16 protein-coding genes are annotated in these 22,446 nt (G+C 58.9%); 7 read left to right on the top strand and 9 right to left on the bottom strand.

The features are described from left to right. Positions 1-113 precede the first annotated feature (113 nt). Complete coding sequence (locus AC0L26_RS07360; RefSeq protein WP_473631942.1) at positions 114-1,454, top strand: HlyD family type I secretion periplasmic adaptor subunit; 1,341 nt, start codon at positions 114-116, stop codon at positions 1,452-1,454. 39 nt (positions 1,455-1,493) lie between these two features. Here the strand turns inward: AC0L26_RS07360 and AC0L26_RS07355 are convergent, their stop codons facing one another. The 6 genes from AC0L26_RS07355 to AC0L26_RS07330 all read right to left on the bottom strand — a co-directional run bounded on the left by AC0L26_RS07355 (position 1,494) and on the right by AC0L26_RS07330 (position 7,689). Then, a complete protein-coding gene (locus AC0L26_RS07355) occupies positions 1,494-2,756 on the bottom strand; it encodes a polysaccharide biosynthesis/export family protein (protein WP_473631941.1) in 1,263 nt (420 codons plus the stop codon). Continuing rightward, positions 2,743-4,014, bottom strand: coding sequence for a hypothetical protein (locus AC0L26_RS07350; protein WP_473631940.1), 1,272 nt, complete (start codon positions 4,012-4,014; stop codon positions 2,743-2,745). The genes AC0L26_RS07355 and AC0L26_RS07350 overlap by 14 nt, the downstream gene beginning before the upstream one ends. Continuing rightward, the gene (locus AC0L26_RS07345; protein ID WP_473631939.1) at positions 4,011-5,015 is read right to left on the bottom strand and encodes an SDR family NAD(P)-dependent oxidoreductase; all 1,005 of its coding nucleotides are present in this window, start codon (positions 5,013-5,015) and stop codon (positions 4,011-4,013) included. Before AC0L26_RS07345 ends, AC0L26_RS07350 begins: the two co-directional genes overlap by 4 nt. A 75-nt stretch (positions 5,016-5,090) precedes the next feature. Then, positions 5,091-5,786 carry a sugar transferase gene (locus AC0L26_RS07340; protein ID WP_473631938.1) on the bottom strand — a complete coding sequence of 232 codons (696 nt, stop codon included), beginning with the start codon at positions 5,784-5,786 and terminating at the stop codon, positions 5,091-5,093. After that, entirely contained in the window at positions 5,783-6,919 is a 1,137-nt protein-coding gene (locus AC0L26_RS07335) for a DegT/DnrJ/EryC1/StrS family aminotransferase (protein WP_352930745.1), read from the bottom strand. Before AC0L26_RS07335 ends, AC0L26_RS07340 begins: the two co-directional genes overlap by 4 nt. Positions 6,920-6,966: 47 nt before the next feature. Beyond that, positions 6,967-7,689 carry a nucleotidyltransferase family protein gene (locus AC0L26_RS07330; protein WP_352930743.1) on the bottom strand — a complete coding sequence of 241 codons (723 nt, stop codon included), beginning with the start codon at positions 7,687-7,689 and terminating at the stop codon, positions 6,967-6,969. 634 nt (positions 7,690-8,323) lie between these two features. On the opposite strand from AC0L26_RS07330, the gene AC0L26_RS07325 reads away from it, so the two are divergent. Beyond that, positions 8,324-9,007, top strand: a complete 684-nt coding sequence (locus tag AC0L26_RS07325; RefSeq protein WP_352929994.1) for a response regulator transcription factor — start codon at positions 8,324-8,326, stop codon at positions 9,005-9,007. 105 nt (positions 9,008-9,112) lie between these two features. On the opposite strand, the gene AC0L26_RS07320 is transcribed toward AC0L26_RS07325, so the two are convergent. Next, on the bottom strand, positions 9,113-10,855 hold the full coding sequence (locus AC0L26_RS07320) for a PAS domain S-box protein (protein ID WP_473631937.1): 1,743 nt from the start codon (positions 10,853-10,855) through the stop codon (positions 9,113-9,115). A gap of 259 nt (positions 10,856-11,114) precedes the next feature. Here AC0L26_RS07320 and AC0L26_RS07315 point away from each other — a divergent pair, with 259 nt between their 5' ends. Together AC0L26_RS07315 and AC0L26_RS07310 are read left to right on the top strand one after the other, a co-directional pair. Next, a complete protein-coding gene (locus AC0L26_RS07315; protein WP_473631936.1) occupies positions 11,115-11,834 on the top strand; it encodes a helix-turn-helix transcriptional regulator in 720 nt (239 codons plus the stop codon). Between the two features lie 144 nt (positions 11,835-11,978). After that, a complete protein-coding gene (locus AC0L26_RS07310; RefSeq protein ID WP_473631935.1) occupies positions 11,979-12,686 on the top strand; it encodes a Crp/Fnr family transcriptional regulator in 708 nt (235 codons plus the stop codon). Positions 12,687-12,701: 15 nt separating this feature from the next. Here the strand turns inward: AC0L26_RS07310 and AC0L26_RS07305 are convergent, their stop codons facing one another. Together AC0L26_RS07305 and AC0L26_RS07300 are read right to left on the bottom strand one after the other, a co-directional pair. Further along, positions 12,702-16,865 carry a cytochrome P450 gene (locus AC0L26_RS07305; RefSeq protein WP_473631934.1) on the bottom strand — a complete coding sequence of 1,388 codons (4,164 nt, stop codon included), beginning with the start codon at positions 16,863-16,865 and terminating at the stop codon, positions 12,702-12,704. 108 nt (positions 16,866-16,973) lie between these two features. Further along, positions 16,974-18,743 carry an adenylate/guanylate cyclase domain-containing protein gene (locus tag AC0L26_RS07300; RefSeq protein WP_473631933.1) on the bottom strand — a complete coding sequence of 590 codons (1,770 nt, stop codon included), beginning with the start codon at positions 18,741-18,743 and terminating at the stop codon, positions 16,974-16,976. 284 nt (positions 18,744-19,027) lie between these two features. On the opposite strand from AC0L26_RS07300, the gene AC0L26_RS07295 reads away from it, so the two are divergent. The 3 genes from AC0L26_RS07295 (at position 19,028) to AC0L26_RS07285 (ending at position 22,331) form a co-directional block, all read left to right on the top strand. Further along, the gene (locus tag AC0L26_RS07295; RefSeq protein ID WP_473631932.1) at positions 19,028-19,735 is read left to right on the top strand and encodes a helix-turn-helix transcriptional regulator; all 708 of its coding nucleotides are present in this window, start codon (positions 19,028-19,030) and stop codon (positions 19,733-19,735) included. Between the two features lie 242 nt (positions 19,736-19,977). Continuing rightward, positions 19,978-21,294: a lipopolysaccharide biosynthesis protein gene (locus tag AC0L26_RS07290; RefSeq protein ID WP_352929974.1), complete on the top strand. Its 1,317-nt coding sequence runs from the start codon at positions 19,978-19,980 to the stop codon at positions 21,292-21,294. After that, the gene (locus tag AC0L26_RS07285; protein WP_352929972.1) at positions 21,291-22,331 is read left to right on the top strand and encodes a glycosyltransferase family 2 protein; all 1,041 of its coding nucleotides are present in this window, start codon (positions 21,291-21,293) and stop codon (positions 22,329-22,331) included. Before AC0L26_RS07290 ends, AC0L26_RS07285 begins: the two co-directional genes overlap by 4 nt. Positions 22,332-22,446: the final 115 nt, after the last annotated feature.

The raw sequence follows: 22,446 nt of genomic DNA, 5'->3' as shown, positions 1-22,446 counted from the left end.
AGCCAGAGCCGAATGGCATCCGGACCAATCTGCTCTTGGGTCTGGCCGCACATTGTCGTTCCGCCGTGGAAAGGTGCAGGCAGGCATATGTGAGGTATTGCTCTACCGGGACCGTGTCATCATATGCCGCGGTCAGCGAAAGCGAACTGATCCCGACGAATCCAACCGACGAGCCGGATGGTATCAGGGCCAATCTGCTCCTGGGCCTGGTGACCACCTTCCTGTTGATCTTCGGCGGAGGGCTCTGGCTGGGGTTGACCAAGATTGCAGGCGCGGTGATTGCGCCCGCCACCGTGGTGGTCGAAAGCAACATAAAGAAAGTCCAGCATCAAACCGGCGGCACCGTCGGCGGCATCTTCGCCCAGGACGGGGATCATGTGCGTGCCGGCGACGTCTTAGTCAGGCTGAACGACACGTTGACGCGAGCAAACCTGCAGATAGTCAGCGAGGATCTCGATCGCGCCACCATTCGTCTGGCGCGACTGGAGGCCGAGCGGCAGGGCCTGCCGGAAATGCAACTCCCACCCAGCGTTCGGGCCCAGATGGGCGACCCGCAACTGGCGGCACTTGTCCGTGGCGAACGCGCCGTGTTCGAAAGCCGGGCGGCGGCATTGGCTGGCCAGAAGGCACAATTGCAAAGCCGCTCGAAGCAATTGGAGCGTCAGATCGATGGCCTCAAAGCACAGCAGGCGGCAATGGACGAGTCGCTGGATCTGCTGACGCAGAACCTTGCTGACGTCGAATCTCTCTACGCAAAGAAGTTGGTCTCCAAGGAGAGGCTGAGCACTGTCAGCTTGGAGAAGAGCCGGACTCGCGGCGAGTCGGGACGCCTCGTCGCGGCAATCGCGGAGGTCCAAGCTCGCATCAGTGAGACCGACCTTCAGGTGCTTCAGCTCGACGAGCAAATGCGGAGCGAGGTAACGAGCGAACTTCGCGAAACGGAAGCCAAGCAGACCGAACTCAATGAGCGCAAAGTCGTGGCGGAAGACGAACTCGCCAGGACAGATATCCGCGCGCCACAGTCAGGAACTGTACAAGAATCTTCCATCCACACCATCGGAGGCGTGATTGCCCCCGGAGAAGTGCTCATGATGATTGTGCCCGATGCCGACAACCTGGTTGTGGACGCGCTCGTTTCTCCAGAGCGTATCGATGACGTACGGCCTGGGCAGCGGGTTTCAATCCGCTTTCCGGCCTTCGATGTAGGAACGACACCTGTTTGCCAGGGTTCGGTCAAACGCATGTCTGCAGATCTGATTAAAGACCAGCAACGTCAGCTTTCGTACTTTTCGACGCGCATCAACGTCGAAAATGCGGCGACCTGCCTGACAGGAGCGAAAATACTCAAACCCGGCATGCCCGCCGAAGTTCACATAAGTACCGACGAGCGCAATGTCTGGTCCTATTTGCTGAAACCCTTCACCGACCAGGTTTCCAGAGCCTTCAAACAGTGACGCAATCGACGATCCGGACAGGACGAAGGTGCAGGCGGTCTATTGGACCGCTGCACTTTCAAGCGCACTGCTGAACCTTACCTCGATCGTATCTCCCGGTGCCACCTCGGTGTCCTCTCCGGCAGACTGTTTGCGCCATTCCTCACCGACCTTGCGGACGATTGTGATCTGAGCCTGGATGGTCTCGCCGGCAACCGGCAGCGGCTGGGCGGACGCTCCCGTGGGCTGCAACTTCTGGCTGGCGGCGCGAAGTCTTGCGGTGGTATCGGCAAGGCGCACGTTGGTATCCTTCAGCTCGGTCAAGAGACCGATCCTTCTCAGGTTGTTATTGCGCTCATGCTGCCTGACGAAATCGTCCTGCTGGCGTCGTGTTGTCATGAGTTCGACCGACGTTTCGAGCGCGCGGCTGGACGACAGAAGCACACCACGCCGGACATCGGCGAGCCTGTCGTTGGTCAGATTGCCTGCTTTATGTGCTTTTGTTACCCGTGCCAGATCGTCCTCGTCCGCTTTCACGGCTTCCACTTCGGCCTGTTCGCGCTTGAGCAGGACTTCGATTTGCGCTGCAGCATCCTTGGCGCTTTTTTCGAGGTAGTTTTGCTCCTGCTGGAAGTTGTCCACGGAAATCTTGAGCCCTTCTGCTTCAGCCTGGGCGATCGCCGACACAAAAGCGGTCGATAGGGGTGACCCTTTTGGTGCCTGCATGTCGAATTTCGCCTCGTTCTGGAGTTCGGAGCGAAGGCGGGCGCTATGAAAGTGATCTCTGGTGTATTCTCCCCAAAGCGATTCATAGTCGCGCCGCAGATCCACCGGATCGGGGCCGACCTGGTTCGCCCGCGACCGCAACAGGCTGAAACCGCCAGACACCGCAATCGCCTGCCGCACCGTCATGAGCGGCCGGTAGGCCTGCTGCCCGGGAGTGAGCACGTCGCCGGTCACGTAGATCGGGCGATAGTCTGCTATCACTGCGGTCACGTCGCTCGGCTTGATGACGATCATTTGCTCTCGCCCATCAGGCAGGCGCTGGTGGAAGATCTTGGTTGGCAAGATCGTCTCCATCCGCGTCTGCAATTCGGCTGGCGTCAGACCGCCGACCGAAACCATCCCGACTTCGGGAAGCGCGATCGTGCCGTCCATCTGGACCGTGGCACGTTGCGTTCGTTCGGGGATGGAGGCAATTCCTATCTCGACGGTGTCGCCGGCGGAAAGTCGATAAGCGACCCGCGTCTCCGCTGCGGCCGCCATACCCACGGCAGACAACATACCAAGCGCGGCAAGAAGGATTCGATTAATGAGGGTCATTGGCGACAATCTCCTTCTGCTTCGATCCTGATTCTTCAGCCCAATCGAGACGGGCGACGAATTCGTGCACCGGCCCGCCAGGCACGCCCCAGTTACTCGACCAGATCACCTGTGAGCCGTCTGGCGAAGGCGAAGCATGGGTCTCGCTCCAATAGTCGAACGGAGCGTTCCGCGTTTGCACGATACGCCGAACCTCTCCACCGTCGATGCGCAGCGCGATCACTTCTCGCGCATACGGCGCCCAGTCCGGATTGGCTGCTATCTCGTCAGGATTGCCGCCATAACTGAGGAACACCCAACTGGACCTGTCCAGTGCACGCAGCGATGCATGCTCGGCCTCGCCGAACTTCATAATCGAGGTGACCTTCCCGTCAGAGAGCCTCCGCTTGATCACCTGATATTTGTCGGGATCGGCTTTGCTGATGCCTACATAGACTTCGCTGCCATCCTCATCGATTGTCAGATCGCCGTGACCGGGTCGATGGTGCTCCGTCCACCTTTGGCGCAACGTGCCATCAACGGCGAAAATGCCTCTTTGTTCAGTGCCGTCCGACAGGTTTTGAAAGCAAAGGATATTCGTTCCGAGGGGGGAGATCGAGCAGGCGCTGTTGCTTCCGGCAAGCTGAGCCAGATCGATGTCCGGGAATTTCCGCCGCTGGTTGAGATCGTATGCAAAAACGACCATCGCGCCATCCGCACGGATTGCGCGCACCGCTATGCGATCACCATCACGGCTTGGATTGCCTTTGGACGGCCCGAACCTCAGCTCGTTATAATTTGTCCCGACAAACAGCACATCTTCGCGATTGGTCCGAGGCGCCCAGGTCGAGATCTTCCGATCCTGGACGCAGATCATCAAGTCGGCATTTCGCGGGTGCCATTCACATTCGCCCGATCTATTGCGGCGAAACAGCGGGACATACGTTTGCCCGTCGAAGAAGCACATACCATTGCAGCCGTTGGTGATGACGAGCAGGCTTTGGTCTGCATTCCAGGCTTGGGCGCTCGAGTAACGGTGGCTGCAATATTTTTTTCCGCATGCAATCCCATTGCCAAGAACTCCTGGCTTGGTAATGCGGGTGAAGACTGTCCCAAACGCGGGGTCTATCGCTGGGCGCAAATAATCGGGCAAATCCATCGCCACCGGCGCGGTAAACTGGGCCGACGCGCTGCTTTGCTGACCTCCGGCCGTAGGCAGACCCAACGACATGGCAGCGGCAATCAACAGCGGAGCCAATGCACGTTGGTGAAAGGTCATGTCATATAGCTCATTTCGTGTCGGACACGGCCTTCACTGAGGCGCGCCTCCCACCATCCGATGGTTCGCTCCAACCCTTCACGCAGACTGGTCTGTGCCCGCCACCCGGTCTTGCTCTCGAGGCGCGAAGAATCGGCCAATAGGGCACGGACCTCGGAATTCTGCGGCCGCAGGCGGCGTTCGTCGCGATGGACGGGCTTTTTGGTGCGGCTCAGCTCGAGCACCAGATCCAAAATGTCCGAGATCGTCACAGCGCGTTGGCTCCCGGCATTGTAGGGGCGACCAAATTCAAGCTCGGCCGAACCTGCGGTCAGGAACGCCGCGGCAGTGTCTTCCACAAAGGTGAGGTCGCGGATCGGGCTTGTGTCCCCGACCATGATCGCCGGGCAATTCTTGTCGAGGACTTGCCTTATGATGGTCGGTACGATGGCCCGTTCACTCTGACGTGGGCCATACGTATTGAACGGCCTCATGATGACCACGGGGGTGTCGAACGACCTGGCGAAGGACTCCGCCATCATGTCTGCGCCGATCTTGGATGCCGAATATGGTGACTGGCCCTGCAGTGGATGGGATTCATCGATTGGCATCGTCAGGGCGGTGCCATAAACCTCGCTGGTCGAAGTGTGCACCACACGCTCGGTCTCCCATTGGCGCGCCGCTTCGAGAACATTCACCGTGCCCAGTATGTTGGTCTCCACATAGGACTGGGCGGCCGCATATGAATAGGGAATCGCAATGAGTGCGGCGAGATGAAACACGACGGCCTGGCCACGCACGATCCGGTTCAGGAACGCACTGTCGCGAACGTCGCCGCGGACAAGATTCAGCTGGCTTCGAATGGTGTCCGGCAAATCATCGAGCCAGCCATGACTGTCGAAGGAATTGTAGAGGGCCAACGCCGTCACATCCGCCCCGTTACGGACGAGCGCTTCGGTGAGATGCGACCCGATGAACCCATCGGCGCCCGTAACCAGAACTTTCCTGCCCCTGTAATTCATGACTGTGCGTTCCCCCTATAACGTGAAGCGCTGACCTTGCAAATCCAACAGAGCGCGGCCATGCCCGAGCTGCTCTCACATGCCGATCGGCGGCGTGACCGGGCCGATCGGCGGCGGTGAAACCAGGCCGATGACCGCCAGAAAACCGCGCACCATCCAAACGATATCGGAGGCGACGGTTCGCTGCGGATAATAGGCAAGGTCAAGCCTGGCCTTGGCAGGGAACAGAACCTCACGGTAGAAAAGTAGCGGATCCTCGGATCGCGGATAAAAATGGGCTTCATGCCGGAAGAGAACCTGGGCCGGACCCAGCAAGCCCGGCTTGTATTGCAGGACGGCCTCAAAGCCGCCGCGGAAACAATCGGCGAAGACAAGGCTCTCCGGTCGCGGTCCGACAATTGCCATGTCGCCTCTTAAGACATTCCACAGTTGCGGAAGCTCGTCGAACTTGGTGAGTGCAAGAAACCGCCCTATCGTCGTCATACGACTGTCGCCGGCCATGGTCAGCGCCAGGCCGCCGGCGTCGCATCGCACGGCGAATTTGCGGAACTTGTACATGCGGAATGGCCGCCCACCAGCACCCACGCGGGTCTGCGCAAAGAAGACAGGCCGGCCGCCTTCCAGTAAGAGCGCCAGGGCGATCACGATCATCAGCGGAGCGAAGACGATGACGGCTGCCGTAGCGACGATGAGATCAATTGCCCGTCTCGCGAAGCCATGGGCGGCGCTCGAGACAATGGGTCGATGCATGGATAAATCCAAGGCATTCATGCTGCTGTTCCTGCTTGGGCGCAGCTGTTGATCGCAGTGGCAAGCGCAACCGCCACCGATTCGACCACAGGCGCGGTGATTTGGGGATGCAGCGGCACCGTGAGCTCACGCTGGGCAAAGTCTTCTGTCCGCGGCAAATGGGTGCCGGGAAAAAGCTCGCGATAGAGCGTCATTTGGTGCACCGGCGGATAGTGGATGGTGGTTTGTATTCCTTGCCTGCGCAACTCGTCGATGACGTCTTGCCTGTCGGCATAACGCGGCAAAAGGACTGGCATGATATGATAAGCCGACGTCCGCGGCTCGTGGAACGGGACTGTTACGGCCGGACAATGTTTTGCGATGAGACGTCGATACAGTATAACCAGTATGCGCCTGATCTCGTTCCACTCCTGCAAGTTCTGCAGCTGGACCAATCCGATGGCAGCCCGCATTTCATCCATGCGATAGTTGAATCCGAGCATGGTAACATCATACTGCGGCGTGCGACTGTTCAGCCTCTGATGTGTCCCCGTGGTCATGCCGTGACCACGGGCCTGACGGATCGTCTCAAGCAGCTTGCGATCTCGGGCGATCACGGCTCCACCTTCCGCCGTGGTCATATTCTTGTTGCCATAAAAGCTGAAGGCGGCCGCGGCACCATATGTACCCACTTCCTTCAAGCCGGGCGCATGCGCGGCATCCTCGATGATCTGCAGCCCCCGGGAGCGGGCGAATTTCTGCCATTCTTCCCGATTGGGAAGGTAGCCGGCAAAATGTACGAGAATGACCGCTTTGGTGCGCGCCGTGCATCGCGCTTCGGCTTCCACGATCGACATCAGCGGCACGTCGGCGGACTCGATGTCGACAAAGACCGGAGTGGCACCGACGTAGAGGACCGCGTTTGCGGTCGCGACGAAAGTCATCGACGGGACCAGCACTTCGTCGCCTGGTCCGATACCGAGTGCATGCAAAATGAGATGAAGCGCTGCGGTACAAGAACTGACCGCGACGCAATCATCCGCGCCATGCATGGCGGCAAAAGCCTCTTCAAAGGCCTTCACCTGCTCTCCCATCGTCAGCCATCCGCTATCGACGACCTTGGACAAAGCTGCCTTCTCCGGCACACCCAAAATTGGGGCACTGACCAAGAGCATCATAACCTCCTAGACTGTTAGACTACGGGATTGGCTTCGTGATCTCGTCATGCGGCCGTGGCAGTGACCTCGATCGAGGCCGACTGGTCTTCCCAGGAAATGGCTTGTGCGTTCTGGAAGTCGTCGACGCGCCCGATATCGAGCCAGAGACCATCATGCTTGTATACATGGACGGCTGTTCCGTTCTGCATCATCTGCAGCATCAGGTCGTCGAACCCGAAGGGAATGCCGGATGGAATAAACGGCAGAACGTCTGGATTCATGCAGTAGATTCCCATGCTGACAAGGTGCGAAAGCGTCGGCTTCTCGCGAAAGACCTGAACGGTGTTATCGACTTCGTCGATGACGCCGAAGTCCATCTTGATCAGGCGGCAGGCTGTGGCGATCGTTACCGGGTCGGTATGCTTGCGATGGGCAGCCACAAATCGACTGAGGCTCAAATCGGTGAGGACATCGCCATTGAGAACTATGAACGGTTCCGTCAGCTCATCTCTGATCAACGAGAGCGGGCCGATGGTGCCGAGCGGCTCCATCTCTTGCGTATATCGAATTTTCAGGTTCCACTGCGAGCCATCTCCGCACACTGTGCGGATCAAGTGGCCGAGATATCCGGTTGTGATGTAGACCTCCTGGATACCATTGCGGCGCAGCCACTTCAGAAGCATCTCGAGAACCGGCCGGGCACCAATCGGCATGAGCGGCTTCGGCAAGACCGATGTGAAGGGGCGAAGGCGTGTGCCCATTCCGCCACATTGAATCACTGCTTTCATCTGAATTCTCCCCATGTTCACTCGGCCTGAGCGCTGTCGTCACGGCCGCAGCATCCGAAAGTCACTTTCTTGTTCTCTTACAAAGACCGATGGGATTCCCGTCGGCCCTTATCCGGACATTGCATCTGGATGGTATGTGGCCGCCGGGGTTGATGTCGTCGTGCATTCGAATGGTAGCGATCTAGACATTATGGTGTTCAATGGCCGTGCTGATCGACGAAGGCTGACGCCTGTCGCAAAGGCAGGTTCGGAGCGGGGTTCAGCGAACAGTTCTTGGCCGATCAGCTGTGGCCATGAGACCGACAAAAACCCGAATGAGTGCTTGCAGTGAGCCAAGTGTCCATCAATTGCCGGAACGACCTACAACAACCCGGCGATTGCGAGATATCGGCATCGAAGCGCGCTGTTGGACACGGGTCTCGGCGGTTGAGAACGGATATTCGGCAAGTCAGCGGATTCCGATCGCAGGGCTCAAAATAAGAGGAGCGTTTCCGGTTATTTGGGGTTATATTAGCAATCTGACGCTTGCCGTGTTGGGGCACAGCAGGTGTTGACTGGATAAATCGACGAGTGGTCGGCCATGATCTTAAGGCCATCACCGTTCAATGGTTCCAGGTTTCGTTGGGGTAGTTCAATGTATCGAATCGTCATCGCCGACGATCACGGCTTGTATCGTCGTGGCCTGCGGTTGGCACTGACCGCAGGCATTCCAGGTGTAGAGATATTTGAGGCATCGTGTTTCGATGCCGTACTTAGTCTGTTGGCCGAACAGGCGTCCGTTGATCTTGCGATCCTGGACCTGAACATGCCGGGATTGTTCAATCAGGAAGTGCTCGGTGGCATTCTGTCGGCTTATCCCGACACCCGATTTGCGATCGTTTCCGGAAACGATTCACGCTCCGAGATCCTCACGGCTCTATCGATCGGACTTCACGGCTATATCGTAAAGTCGCAAAGGGACGAGGAGGTCGTCATGGCCGTCAACGAAATCCTCTCGGGCCGCATCTATGTCCCTGCCCTTCTGTCGCGCCCGGGTGCGGCGCTAGCGACCCACGCGCCTGCTCCCGCCGAGCAAATCCCACAGCGACGTACCAATACCGGCAACCTTGGCAGGCTGACCTCGAGGCAAAAGGAGGTCCTGAAGCTGATGGCGGAAGGGTATTCCAACAAGGAAATCGCGCGCGATCTCGAAATTGCCGAAGCGACAACGAAAATCCATGCCGCTGCGGTTCTGCGCGAGCTTGGGGTGCGGAATCGGACAGAGGCTGCCGTTATGCTGAAGACCTGGCTAACGGGCAATATCAACAATATCAATTAGAGCGTCGTGCGCGCCCTTCTGGATACGCAAACGGCGCTCTAAACAAACTCTGGAATTACGCTTCGTGCTTCCAAAATCGGTTCCGATTTCTGGAAGCACGATGCGTTAGGCGCCGATTTCCTTGCGTGACAGTCGTAGCGAATATCGCAGCCCGTGATCCGATATTTCCAGCTTGGGGGAGTGACCGACAAGCGGCGCCCCATCCACCCCGATTATCATGGACCCGAAACCATGACGGACGACTCTTGCGGTCTGCCGCCGCCCCGATTCCACCCACTCGAACACGACGTCACTGCCCGGATCTTCCGATGCGAATGTCCAGCTTACCTCGATCCGGCCCTTGGGATCGCCAAGCGCCCCATGTTTCAAGGAATTGGTCGTCAGCTCGTGAACAACCATCGCAAAGCTTTCAGCGGCGCCGCCTGATATCACGACGGAGGGACCGCTGACCGATATGTCGCGGGTTCCCATATAAGGCTGCAGCTCCAGGACAACGAGATCATGGAGCATCCCCGTTGCGTTGCCGTTGCGTGAAAGCAGCAAATGCGTTGCCTCGAGCGCACGGATCCGGTCGATGAGCGTCTCCTTGTACTTGGCGACATTGTTCTCTGGAGCATCGACCATGTTCACGAGCGCAGTGATCACTGGGAACAGATTGCTGAACCTGTGTCGTTGTTCCAGCATAATGCGCTCCCGCTTCTTTGCCGCGGCGCGCAACAGGGTGGTTTGTCGTCGCTCGGTCAGGTCGGCGGCCACTCCGATCCGCTGTAGACGATCATCGTACTTCTCTTCCCTTCCGCGTAAGGCAACCCAGCGGATATGTCCGTCCGGTCGTCGGACGCGGATCTCGACGTCGTAGTTCGTGACCGATGCGAGCTTCCTCGATGCCAACAGCTTTGGCCAGTCCACTGGATGAATGACGGCTGTCAGCTCATCGAGGCGGCGGCTGGCGGCGGGGGGCAGGCCGAGAATGTCCCAGAACGTGCCCGAGCCGGTGACGATCCCGTCTTTGAGGTCGATCCGCCACGTGGCCAGGCGTCCAGCAGACAAGGCGAGATCCAGCCACTCCTTCTGAGCCCGAAGCGCTTCGTGTACAGCCCGTCGTTCCGAAATATCGTCGACCACCACGAAGATACTTTCTGAGAGAACCCCGTCGGGCACTGACGAAGACAAGGTTAGCCGAGCCCAGAATGCCGTACCGTCCTTTCGTGTCAGACGGACCTCCGAAGCGAACGGAGCACTGTCGTTCCCCAGGCCCGCCAATAACCGTGCCAAGGCATCGCGGTCGGCCGGATGGACGAGTGCCCTGAGCCGCAAATGCGCAAGCTCCTCCTCCTTGTAACCTATCATCTCACAAAGACGTCTGTTGGATTGCAGCAACTCACCTTGCTCGTTGGTGTTTGCAAATCCCATAGCGGCGCGTTCGAAGGCCCAACGGTAGCGGCTTTCGGTTGCTTCGACGGCAGCAAGTCTCGCTTCCGCTACTTCCAGTACATCACGCAAATCCTGCCGCAGCCGATTGAAGGTCATGGCAATCACTGCACCCGAAACCAGAAGCAGGATGGCGCGCGCCCAATCTTCGCTGGAGATCTGACCGTGCAGGGCGCCCCGTACCCATAGGCCGGCTGCCACCATCAGAATCGTCGCGGCAAGTGCAGGCCCGCGATCTTCGAGATAAGAAATAATAATAATAGCTGGAATAAACTCTAAAAAACTCGAACCTCCTCCGACATATACCGAGGCTTTTGTTTCGAATATTAGGGTAGCAATTAGTACCGACGCGGAGGCTATATGAGTTAGCAATCTGCCTGGCGGGTACGAAATCGTCCTGCGCGAATGCGAGTTCATAGACATAGGCTACAACCTTTTAACTAGGCCGTCGAGACTAGAACAGAAAACGTACAACCTAGTACGACTGCCGGATTGCCATACCGCTGTCACAGCGCGCATTTTATGTGGCGGGGGGAGAATGACTTGGTCAGAACTCCTCATAATATATAGAGTTTCAAGGTGATAGGGTCATTTTTTTAGCCCTATACACAAAAGACTGCGTGTAAATCCCGAATAACTTATTTCGGGCTGGTTAAACTTTGGGGAGATTAACAAGATGACTCTGATCGACAGACACAGTGATGCTGTAGCGCGCAACCGATACATCGTAGTGGGCGCCAAGTATGCCCCTGAGGCGTATAGCCCCGAGATGCTGCGGCCCTCATATCCTTATCCTTCAACTCGTGCATCTGATCGGCCGGATGCAGGCGGCGACGAACCAAGGAGACGCAGCCTTGAATCCATCACTGGCATGCTTGATCGCATCGGCTGCGGCTATCTCGTGCTGAACCGCGAACGAAAAGTGATCGAGTGGAACGCAGCCGCTCAAACCACGCTGGAGCGCCAGGGCGAAGTGGCTGAAACAGCCAGTGAGCTTTCGATCGCCCTGAGGCGGCTGGTCGCCAACGTTCCGGCCCATTTCCTGCCGGGTTCACTGTCTTGGGTGGTGATCCGCAGCGCAGGCGACAGGCCGGTGATACTGAAAGAGAACGGAGTTGTCGCGCCTGACGGAACCAGCATCGTGGCATTGCTGGATCGTGAGAACAGGTCGGGGCCAAATCCGCAGACGCTGCAAAGGATGTTTGGCTTGACGAGCGCAGAAACCCACCTGGCCCTGCGTCTGGCTCAGGGCGATGCGCCGTTGGAGATCGCCCGCAGCTGGCGCCTCAGCCGCACCACGATCCGCTCCCAGCTTGCCTCGCTCTTCGCCAAGACCGAAACGAGACGCCAAGCGGAGTTGGTGGCTCTTCTGGGGCGTATTTCGGTCTTGCCATAAGGATCGCCGTTTGGATCCAGGCACCGGACGTCGTCATCCAGACGACCGGAATTGGGGGCCTTTCAACATGGCTAGCTAGTCGCGCGTTGCGTCGCGGACAGAATGTCCTTGCGTCTTGGAGTTGAATGAACGAGTTAACTATTCATGCCATCCGAAGATGACCGATTGCCGCGCGCCGGCGCGGGGAACCGCGGCGGATCGGATTTGCCTATAGCTAGGTTGAAGCCTGACCTCTTCAGCCTACTGTTCAAGGGGTGCAAGGCCGAGCGCTACAGTGCCGGACAGCATCTCTTTATGCAGGAAGATAGTTCCGATCGCGTCTACGGCGTCATAAGCGGCACGATAGAGATATCGCTCTATTCGCCCGGCGGCCGCAAGCTTGTCGCCAACATCGAACTGTTGCAGAGCCTCGTGGGAGAAATCGGCGCTCTCGACGGAGGGCCCCGCACGGCGACCGCCATATGCCTTACCGATTGTGAGCTGGTTTCGGTCAGTCGCGCGAAGCTTTTCGAGCGGATTGACGAGCACCCGCCGCTGGCGCGCGCGCTGATCGAATTGCTTTGCGCGCGCCTGCGCTGGATCAGTGGCGAAATGGGCGACCATGCCTTGCTCAAGATCGAGACGCGGTTGGCCAAGCGGCTGATCTTCCTGTCCGGCCTGTTAGCCGACGCGGAGGGCTGGATACCGATCTCGCAAGCCGATGTCGCAGAGTTCCTCGGCGCAACGCGCGAATCGATCAACAAGACGCTGAACTACTGGCGAAGCCGATCCTTTATCGCGATAAAGAGGGGTGGCATTCGCATCACAGACAAGCAGGCCTTGCGCGATATTGCCGATTTAGAGGACGAGTGATCCGTCGTCCACTGTTCACAGCCGGGAGATGAGATAGCGCATTGCCGAACGGCTCGGCATGAAGAAATAGCCGCCGCCGCGTGTGGTCACGAAATCAGGAAGCTTCTCGATCACGACGCCTCCGCCCGGTAACGGGATCGTGAATCGGCCGCCTCCGTTCTGCGCGCCGATCGTTGGGTCCTTTTCTTCCTGCAAGCCGTGGAAGGAGACGGCCGAAACCCAGCTCTGCTGGATGAACTCGTATTGACGTTCGATATCGGCGTTCAGGCACATGAAGAGCAAACCCTTCTCCTCATCCCGTTCATAGGTGCGGCCGACGCGCAGGATACGGTGACGCTTGTTGATTCTGATCTGGCTGTCGTGATCCTCGCTCAGCGAGTCGCGCGGATTGGAGCGCCTCACATGCGAGCCCAGTGGGCAATGCAGCCCCTGCGGATCTTCCTTCCCGAACGAGAAATCATTGTCCGGCTCACGCTTACCGCGCCCGTTCGGATTGCGCACGAGCGATGTCCCGTCCTGCCAACGTCCGACCATCTTGGCAGCGATCCAGCGTGGATCTATGGATCTATGCCCTTTGAGCTGTTGCTTTTCCGCCTCTGCCCGGCAGTACGCGCGGAATGTCTCGACGTGTTGCTGAATCTGGCGCACGACGACGAAGGAGCCATTCCTGCCGAAATCCCTCAGGACGGCCGTCGCGCCGAACAGGGCGGTTTCACGCTCAAGCGCGGGCAATATACCGTTGCGATCGAGCGATGGGGGCACTGTCGGCGTTGGCGGATAAAAGCCGAGTTCGTCCTTATATCCGAAAAGGAACTCCCCCGGCGCCACGACATGCATAGGCGCGACCGGCGCATTCGCGCGCGGCGTGCCGCTGACCACCGGCTGCGAAATGCCGTCCGCGAAGCCGAAATGCTCGAACGCCTGCTTTCCCTTGCGATGTATGACGAGCGGCACTTGCACAACGATCGTGATCCCCGCCGTCTTGCTGTGTTTTTCGAATTCCGCGACATCCTGCTTCAGCGTGTCCGGATCGGCCGCGTAGCAGACGACTGCCGCGTCCACCGGCTTCTCCAGCGAACCCCATTCCCAATGCTTCGGTGCGCTCGACCCGACATCGTCAAGCGCCCGGCTTCTGGCCGGGCTGGCTATGCCCTGACGAAAGGCAGACGGAAACGTCGCCAATGCTCCCTCGGGGGTCGTGTCCTCCAGCCCGAGCCGCGCCAGGCCATCGGGACCAAACATGGTCATCATCGCACGCTCTTTGGGAAGCTGGTTTGCGAAGCTCGTCCGTTTGGCGACGAACTCCAGCCATGCCTTGCGCTTCACCCTTGAAAGCCCCTCCGGAATACACACTGCGATCATCCGCGCGTGTGGCAGCGGGCCAAGGGGTCCAAAGAAGATGGTCTGGATCTCGCCGGTTTCCAGCGCACCGGCTGGCCGCGGCAGCGAGCCGAACAGGCCGAGCCAGTCGCGCGCCTCACTCTCGGTGGCCGCCTTGGCAATGCCGCGGCGTATCAGCGAGTTGATCCGGATGCGGCCGGTGTTCAGCTTGGGGTAGGCCGAATACCAGAACAGCGTCGGTATCTGTTGCCGCCTTGCCCAGCGCTTGAAGCGGTCGCCGTCGGTCGCGCCGTCGAGAAAAAGCGCGCGAGTGCGCGGAAAGCCAATTGTGTTGCTCCACACGCCCGTCAGGCCGCTATGCGCCTTGTTTATGAAATCTTCGAGATAGCTTTCCCAACTGCCGCCGAAATTGCTGAAGAACATCAGCTTGTCGGTCCTTGGCAGTTTCACCCAGCGTGCGAAATGGATCGTATTGATGTCGGCAAGATGACCCGGCCGGAAGATACTCTTTGCCGAGATCGAAATGAGATAAAACGACAAGCGCAGCGCCCATCGCCGCAGGATTCCGGACTTCATGACCGAAATCGCCGTCAAATTGTTCTGCAGAGTATGGTTCTCGCGCGAGATGACCGCTTCCAGGCGAGCAGGATCGATCGAGGCGTCTTGCGGCACGTCGCGTTTTTCGAGACGTCGCAGCCCGAGATAGAGAAGCAGGGCGATGAACAGGATAAGCAGTGTCACCCCCACGAGAGTCAACACCAGGGACGTACCCGCGACCAGCAAGATTCGGGAAAAACCGGACGGGGAGTCGAAAACGAGACTGTAGGTGATCCACCAGCAGGCGAGCAGGCCGACAAACACAGAAGCGAGTACCGCCGGTGCTCTCAGCGTGCTGGTGACGGCCCTCCAGAAGCTTCCCGCGGGTTGCTCAAGAAGACTTTCAGCTGGCTCGAACGCCCAGCCATAGGACCCCTGCGCCGCAAGGCGGTTTCGAACCTCGGCCAGCATTGCGCCGGCATTCTCATCCGCCGGATTGGCTTCCGCGACGATCTTGCGCACGGCGTTCTCCAAATCGGCTTCGGCTCGTATCCGGGCAACCGAATGTCCGGGCGTGCCGGAAAACACCAGCCCGGCATTGCTGCCGAACAATTGCGAAATCTTCACCGCCCGCTTGCGCATGAACTCTTTAAGCGATTCGTCGCGACCGAGGCCGCACCCCTCCTCGAATATACTGCGGAGGAAGTGACCGGTTTCCGCCGCAAAATTATCGATGACTTCCTCGTCGGAGCCGTCGCCGGAAAATTCCAGCACGAGATGCGCCTCGTCATCATCCCGCTCGTCGGCGGGATTGGCCTTGCAGGCGACAGCGAGGCTGGCGAAATGAATGGTCCCGTTCGCGTCGAGCGCGGCGGCGATCTCGCCACCGGCAGGGTTGCCGAGCGCCGTAACATTTTCACGCAGGGCGGCCAGGGAGACCCCACGGTCGATCTTGCAGACCACGGTGACCATTGCGTGTCGAACGGTCTCGGAAAGAGGCGAGATATCGAAATCGACCTTCAGGCTTTCGGGGTATGCGCCCAGTGATCTAAGGCGACCGGCCTTGCCAGCGGCGCGCCGGACCCCAGGCTTTGCGAAAAGCGCACGAAAAGCTTCGGCAATCTGGATCCGCGCCAGCGCAGCGCCGATGCACTGATGAATACCATGGCCGAAGACGAGATAGTCGCTGGCAGGACGCTCTATGTCGAACTCGTTCGGCCGCTGGACGGCATCAGGATCGAACATCGCCGACAATGTCGCCGGCATCACGGCCGTACCTGCCTTCACCAGCCGCTCGCGGTGAGTTCCCCTGGCTATCACCGTGTCCTGGGTGGTGTAGCGGAAGGGACCGATCCAGATCGGCTTGAACCGCATCGCTTCCAGGATCGCGCGACCGAGCCGTTCTTCGTCACCCGCGGCTATGGCGCCTTCCACCGCTGCCTGCGCCTCCGGCCGGGAAAGAACCACGTCGAGGCAATTGCTGCCCGCGAGAAGATTTGTTGGCGCGAAGCCGGCGATCATGCCGAGCATGATGGAATGGATTTCTTTAAGGCTTGTGGCAGGCTGGCTGCGGTCGAGCATTTCCACCAGACGACCGAGCGGTGTCTGGAGACTACCCCGGCCTTCGCGGATCGCCTCGATCGAGCGGTCGATGGCCTTCACCATGTGGCCCGCCGCGATGATGGCGAGTTCGCGAGCTGCAGGACTGCCGAAAGGGTCGGCGAAGAACAAACCGCTCAACGCATTTGCCCAGTTCGCGAATTCGGCATCGTCGTCGATCACAATCCCAAAATAATCCCGGCAGATGCGCACCGGAACGACCTTGAGGAGATCGCGCACCACATCGAAGCCCGATCCGGCTGTCAGCATGATCTCGCGCGAATGGCGGGCGGCGATGGGCCTTGCCACACGTTCCACCTCGTCAACCGGGAAGGCGCTGAGGATGGTCGATTTCATCCGGCGATATGCCGGCCCATCCTGCATGCCGAGAATGAAGTTCGTTCCGCCGGCAATCTCCGTCATTTCGAGGCCATACGGCGTCTGGAAAATATCCTGCCGCTCCAAGATTTCACGGACATCCTCGTTCCTGGTCACGAGCAGGATGTTGCCGAGCTTCAACATCGGCCAGAAGCGCCGCAGAAGCGCCAGTATCCAGCGGGGATCCTGAAGCAGGCGATTTGTCAGGCGGCCGGTCAGGCTCGTGAAGCGAAGGCGCTCGACGTCGAAGGCAGGCAATTCCGCCGCCGGCCGCTGATCTTTCTGAGCCCGGCGAACGCCGTCGTAGTATTTGGTGATGATCATCGCTTCAGGCCCCCGGCATCCCGGCCGACGGGATGCCCAACGATTTGATCTACGTTTGCTCGCCTCCGGCGTATGTGAGCTGGTTCACAGTTTTTTGCCGCCCCACTCTCATTGCACCCTCTCGAAGTTCTCTATGAGGAAAGCGTTCGCCGACTTTTCGGTAAACGGTATCCAGTCCACCTGCTGGCGCGAAAAATCAGGATGGCGCGTCTGGAAGATCGCGCGTTCCGCACGCGCCTCGGCGTCGCGTCCGCTGCGCGCGAGCGCGCCTATCTTGAGGAATCGGGAGTAGAAATAACCGGGAGACAACTCGAGCGAGCGATCGGCGGTGGCGATCGCCGAATCCCAATCATGAGCGAAACTGTAGGCCGCCGTCAGTTCGCCGAGATTGTGGAAGCCATAGATGTCGAACGGACTCAGCCGCTCCGCGGCGAGGAACAGAGGGATCGCTTCCCTTACCTGCCCAAGCAGAAGATAGGCGCTGCCCATTGCCGAGCACGCAAAGGCAAAGCTTGGATTGATACGAAGCGCCTCGCGCAGATGTGCCAATGCCGATTTCGGCTGCCCGCGCATGATATCGGTAATGCCCAGATAAGCATGGGGACGCGCATCCTGACTGTCCATCAGCAGCGCCTTGCGGGAATAGTCAACCACCTTGGCAAGATGTTCGTTGTCGCCGAAGCGCAGCCAGCTGCGCCAGAAATGCCACCAGGCGAGTTCGTTGAGCACGGCCGAGGAATTCGGGTCTTCGAGATAGGCTTTCTGGAAGAACTCGAAGGCGAGTTCGGTATCCTCGTGCGTACGACGCTGCATGTGCCAGCGCCCGCGTCTCACGAGTTGCCACGTCTCCATGCTTTCCCAAGGCACCTGGAATGTGCGCACCTGCTCGGCCCGATCGACCTCCTTTTCCAGCATCGACACGATTTCAGCACCGATCTCGTCCTGCAAATCGACGATGCCGGCGAAGTCGCGATCGAACCTGCGCGACCAGACCACCCTTCCATTCGAGGCGTCGGCAAGGCTGACGTTCAGCCGAAGTCCGCTGCTGCGGGAAAGCTTTCCGCTGACGACGTAGCGCGCGCCAAGCGCGTTACCGACAAGCCGGGTGTCGAGCATATCGTCGCGAAACTGAAAGCTGGAGCTTTCGGCGATGACCGGCAGCCATCTTGTGTTGGACAGCCCCTGAATTATGTCCTCGGCGATGCCGTCCGCCATATACTCGATTTCGCGATCGTCCCCGTCAATGCGGAATGGCAGGACCGCGATCGCTGGCGGGCCGTTCGCCGCGGATTTCAAACGTATGGAACCGGGAATGCCTCCGGCCGCGGGCGGCATCGTGCCTTGTCCCTCGCCGCTTCGGGCCACGACGAAGAGACGGACCGGCAAAGCGATGTTCTTCAGCGAAAACTCACCGAGATCGGTGAACTTGGCCGCCGATTTACCCTTCACATGGTGCCAGGTGGTCTCGGAAATTGCGACGCCGTCATGTGGCGCGAACTCCTGGATGCGCGCCGCGATGTTCACATCGTCGCCATAGAGACTTTCACCGCGGACAATTACGTTGCCGGTGTGTATGCCCGCGCGAAAAGGCATGCGCATGTCCGGCACAACCGCGGCGTTGATTGCCGCGATCTTCTCCTGAAAGTCGAATGCCGCCCGCAAGGCCTCGATCGGAGCTCCGAATTCGGCCATGAGGCTGTCGCCGGCAGCGCCGAACATTCGTCCGCCGAAGGAGGTGCAGCTTTCGATAATCAGCGCCCGTCGCCCTTCGAACGCTGAAACCGCAGCCTCGTCATTGAGACCCATCAGACGCGAGAATCCAACCGCATCAATGGAAATGATAGTCGCGAGCTGACGGATATATTGCCGCTCAGCCATTCCCCTTACCACCCTCCACCGAAACGTTAGCGCTGTCATCCGCACGCTGCAATCGAAATTGTGGGCTCACCTACGCGAATGTAAAAATTTTCACATACGAGCGTTCTCGCAATCTGCATTGTAGGCGAGGGTCGGGGAAAGCATCCCAGAAAGCCGGGTATATTTGGTGGACTACCCACGCGATTTCTATTTCGCCCAATAGCAAAGAAATAGATTCCGTAAATCGTTCCATCGCATCCTTTCCACTTGCTTCTGGTTAGTTAAATTTTGGGGAGATTAACAAGATGACTCTGGTCGACAGACACAGCAATGCTGTTGCGCGCAACCGGTACATTCCGATGGGCGCCAAGTATAATCGCGAGCCACATACGACGCGGCCTTCTTATGCTTTTCCAACTCGTGCATCTGATCGGCCGGATGCAGGCGGCGACGAACCAGGAAGACGCAGCCTTGAATCCATCACTGGCATGCTTGATCGCATCGGCTGCGGCTATCTCGTGCTGAACCGCGAACGAAAAGTGATCGAGTGGAACGCAGCCGCTCAAACCACGCTGGAGCGCCAGGGCGAAGTGGCTGAAACAGCCAGTGAGCTTTCGATCGCCCTGAGGCGGCTGGTCGCCAACGTTCCGGCCCATTTCCTGCCGGGTTCACTGTCTTGGGTGGTGATCCGCAGCGCGGGCGACAGGCCGGTGATACTGAGAGAGGACGGAGTTGTCGCGCCTGACGGAACCAGCATCGTGGCATTGCTGGACCGCGAGAACAGGTCGGGGCCAAATCCGCAGACGCTGCAAAGGATGTTTGGCTTGACGAGCGCAGAAACCAACCTGGCGCTGCGCCTGGCTCAGGGCGATGCGCCGTTGGAGATCGCCCGCAGTTGGCGCCTCAGCCCCACCACGATCCGCTCCCAGCTTGCCTCGCTCTTCGCCAAGACCGAAACGAGACGTCAGGCGGAGTTGGTGGCTCTTCTGGGGCGTATTTCGGTCTTGCCATAAGGGATCCCAGGCACCGTGGATCGTCCTGCAGATCGCGCGCCGCGCTGCGCGGTTCGTCGCATCTAAGGTTACCCGATATCAGCGACAGCCGGCCCGAGGAGGTCAGCCGGCTGATCCATCGTTCAGACGAATGATGGCGAGGTCTGGCACCCATCATAAGCTCCGGTAAACCTTCTCGGAATCGCGATCTCATGCCCCAAAGCTACTTTCTGAGATACAGGACGATTCCTGCGGTCGAAAGAATGTTCACCGGCGTTCCTGCAAGCCCGATTGGCAAAATCCTTCGCGCGGCAGGAGGCGTTTCGGCGATGGCGATCGCCGGCCAGCTTACTCTCGTTGCTGCTATCCCCGTGTTGGCCCGGCTCTATTCCCCAGCCGATTTCGGGGTCTTCACAATCTATCTCTCGATCGTGAACATCCTCGGCGCGGTCGCAGCACTGCGCTTCGAGGCCTCTCTCTATGGCGTCAAGGACAATGCTCGAGCGTATGTCACTGTTAAGCTCATCCTCTTGGCTGTCGTGGTAACGAGTGTTGTCGCCTTTGCGGCGGGACAACTGTTGTCGAGCATGGTTCCCGCGCGCGTCAGCCACCTCGTCTGGCTGGTTCCACTCGGGATGGCGGGCGCAGGCCTCGTCGAAGCCGTGAACTGCTGGAGTTTACGGGCAGGTCTTTTGCGCGACTTTGCCCTCGGCCGCCTGATCTTGCCGGCGACCATGGCGCTGTTGCAGTTGACTTTCGGTCTCGCCCATTTCCAAGGCGAGTCTATGGTGCATGCTCATATCCTGAGCCAATTCATCTTTATCGGAATCCTCGGCTATCGGATTCTGAGTTGGGAAGACATACGGGGCATCGTCCGAGCGCGGTGGCGGACCGTTTTTGCCATCGCCAGGCGAGAATACAAATTCCCGTTGTTCGACATTCCTTCAGCCCTAGCGAGCTTCGCCATCATCAACCTTCCCGCGATTCTCGTTGGCTCGTTGTTTGGCGCCGCCTTCGCCGGTTACCTTGGCGTTGCAGCGCGGCTCATCACTGGACCCGTCACGCTGATTGCCACTCCGCTCAGCAATGTTTTCGTGGCCGAGGCGAACAAAAAAAGCAGTCGCGGGCATCTGATCGGAACCGCACGCGGCCTCTTGATTCTTGCAGCCGGCCTTACCGCATTACCGATACTGGCGCTTGGGCTGGCCGCACCATATATCGTCGTTCCTCTCCTCGGCGAGCCTTGGGTTCCAGCCGCAGAAATTATGACCGCGCTGGCGTTCATGGGCGCTGCGCAGGCGTTGTCGACGCCGCTTCAAGATGTCCCCGCTCTCCTGCGGCGACAGGAGGTGCGACTTCTCGTCGACACCGCGCGGACGGCACTTGTATTCGGTCCACTTCTCTTCGGTGCTGCGGCGGGTTGGGCACCGCTCACCGTTATTTACCTGATGGCGGCCGGCGGGACCGTCGGCTTTGCAATAAAAACGGCGGCCTATCTGTATCTTTTGAGCCACGACGTTCAATTCGCAGGAGCGGCCATGCCAAAGCAGATTCACCGTCTCGAGGGAAAGACACCATGAAGCAATCGCCGCTTGATCAGTTCCAAACGACCAATGTGGTTGACCAAAATCATTGCGCTGATGCATCGGGACTGCGTCCGTTCATATCGGTCGGAATCCCAACTTTTCGCCGACCGGATACAATCCGCCGGGCGATTGATAGCATCCTGCGTCAGGATTTTTCCAATTGGGAACTGGTCGTCAGCGATGACGAGGGGCCAGAGGGATCGACTTGGGCAATCGTGACCGAATATGCCCGGGCCGAGCCTCGAATCCGAATCGTCGAAAACCGTCGAGGTCGCGGCCAGGTGGAGAATACCAACAATGCCATGCTCGCCTGCGCCGGAAAATGGATCAAGTTGCTGCATGACGATGACTGGCTCGCACCAGGCGCGCTCAAGACATTCGCCGAGGTTTCCAAGAAACACCCCTCGGCTGCATTCATAACCTGCGCCGCGAACGTAATGGAAGAAAAGCGGGTCAAGTTCCGTTTGGCGCCGGAGGACCGAGAACGGGTTTCGGTCTATTCGAGCCAGCAATGCCTGACCGACCTCTATCTGGTCCGCACGACGCGCACCCTTGGGATCATCCCATCGACACTGTTGATCAACCGCGACGTCATCCACGCCGGTTGTCTGATGCGTGCGCACAAATCGATCCCGGCCGGAGTCGACCAATTGTTCTTCGTCGACCTGGCCCGCCATGGAGACATGGTCGCAATAAATGATGGCTTGATCTTCTACGACGCGACGAACCATCCGAGCATCACGACATCCAAGAATTTCGACGAGGTGGATCAGGTAACCCTCGCCGTCAAACAGCTTAACTGGAACCTCATCGAAGATCGGAGACGCCTCCCTCGCCCAGAGACCGTGTTGCGGGCGCTGCGGGTTGCTCGTCTCCCCATGAGATTTCATCGTCAGCCCTGGCGAGCGACAATCCGTGATGCCATGCAAATTCTTCGTCCGTCAGTTATGAAAGTCGCGAACCAGCACCTTCTTGCTTACCTGTTCGCGATCCGCCCGCGATTGGGCCGGTTGCTTACCCGGACACGATAGCCCTCAATCTCGCAAACGAACGCAGCCCTGCTGAAGCCCTGGCGCATATCGCGGGAGCGGGGTCGCGCTCTGTTCTCAGATTCGGAGGAACGGATCCCGATTTGCAGATGAGAGC

The sequence above is a fragment of the Mesorhizobium sp. WSM4823 genome (assembly GCF_055811195.1).
This window is presented reverse-complemented; position numbering and strand designations above follow the sequence as displayed.

Coding starts and splice junctions, on each gene's coding strand:
- AC0L26_RS07355 (WP_473631941.1), bottom strand. CDS start 2,756: ATGACCCTCATTAATCGAATCCTTCTTGCCGCGCTTGGTATGTTGTCT.
- AC0L26_RS07350 (WP_473631940.1), bottom strand. CDS start 4,014: ATGACCTTTCACCAACGTGCATTGGCTCCGCTGTTGATTGCCGCTGCC.
- AC0L26_RS07345 (WP_473631939.1), bottom strand. CDS start 5,015: ATGAATTACAGGGGCAGGAAAGTTCTGGTTACGGGCGCCGATGGGTTC.
- AC0L26_RS07340 (WP_473631938.1), bottom strand. CDS start 5,786: ATGAATGCCTTGGATTTATCCATGCATCGACCCATTGTCTCGAGCGCC.
- AC0L26_RS07335 (WP_352930745.1), bottom strand. CDS start 6,919: ATGCTCTTGGTCAGTGCCCCAATTTTGGGTGTGCCGGAGAAGGCAGCT.
- AC0L26_RS07330 (WP_352930743.1), bottom strand. CDS start 7,689: ATGAAAGCAGTGATTCAATGTGGCGGAATGGGCACACGCCTTCGCCCC.
- AC0L26_RS07325 (WP_352929994.1), top strand. CDS start 8,324: ATGTATCGAATCGTCATCGCCGACGATCACGGCTTGTATCGTCGTGGC.
- AC0L26_RS07320 (WP_473631937.1), bottom strand. CDS start 10,855: ATGAACTCGCATTCGCGCAGGACGATTTCGTACCCGCCAGGCAGATTG.
- AC0L26_RS07315 (WP_473631936.1), top strand. CDS start 11,115: ATGACTCTGATCGACAGACACAGTGATGCTGTAGCGCGCAACCGATAC.
- AC0L26_RS07310 (WP_473631935.1), top strand. CDS start 11,979: ATGCCATCCGAAGATGACCGATTGCCGCGCGCCGGCGCGGGGAACCGC.
- AC0L26_RS07305 (WP_473631934.1), bottom strand. CDS start 16,865: ATGATCATCACCAAATACTACGACGGCGTTCGCCGGGCTCAGAAAGAT.
- AC0L26_RS07300 (WP_473631933.1), bottom strand. CDS start 18,743: ATGGCTGAGCGGCAATATATCCGTCAGCTCGCGACTATCATTTCCATT.
- AC0L26_RS07295 (WP_473631932.1), top strand. CDS start 19,028: ATGACTCTGGTCGACAGACACAGCAATGCTGTTGCGCGCAACCGGTAC.
- AC0L26_RS07290 (WP_352929974.1), top strand. CDS start 19,978: ATGTTCACCGGCGTTCCTGCAAGCCCGATTGGCAAAATCCTTCGCGCG.
- AC0L26_RS07285 (WP_352929972.1), top strand. CDS start 21,291: ATGAAGCAATCGCCGCTTGATCAGTTCCAAACGACCAATGTGGTTGAC.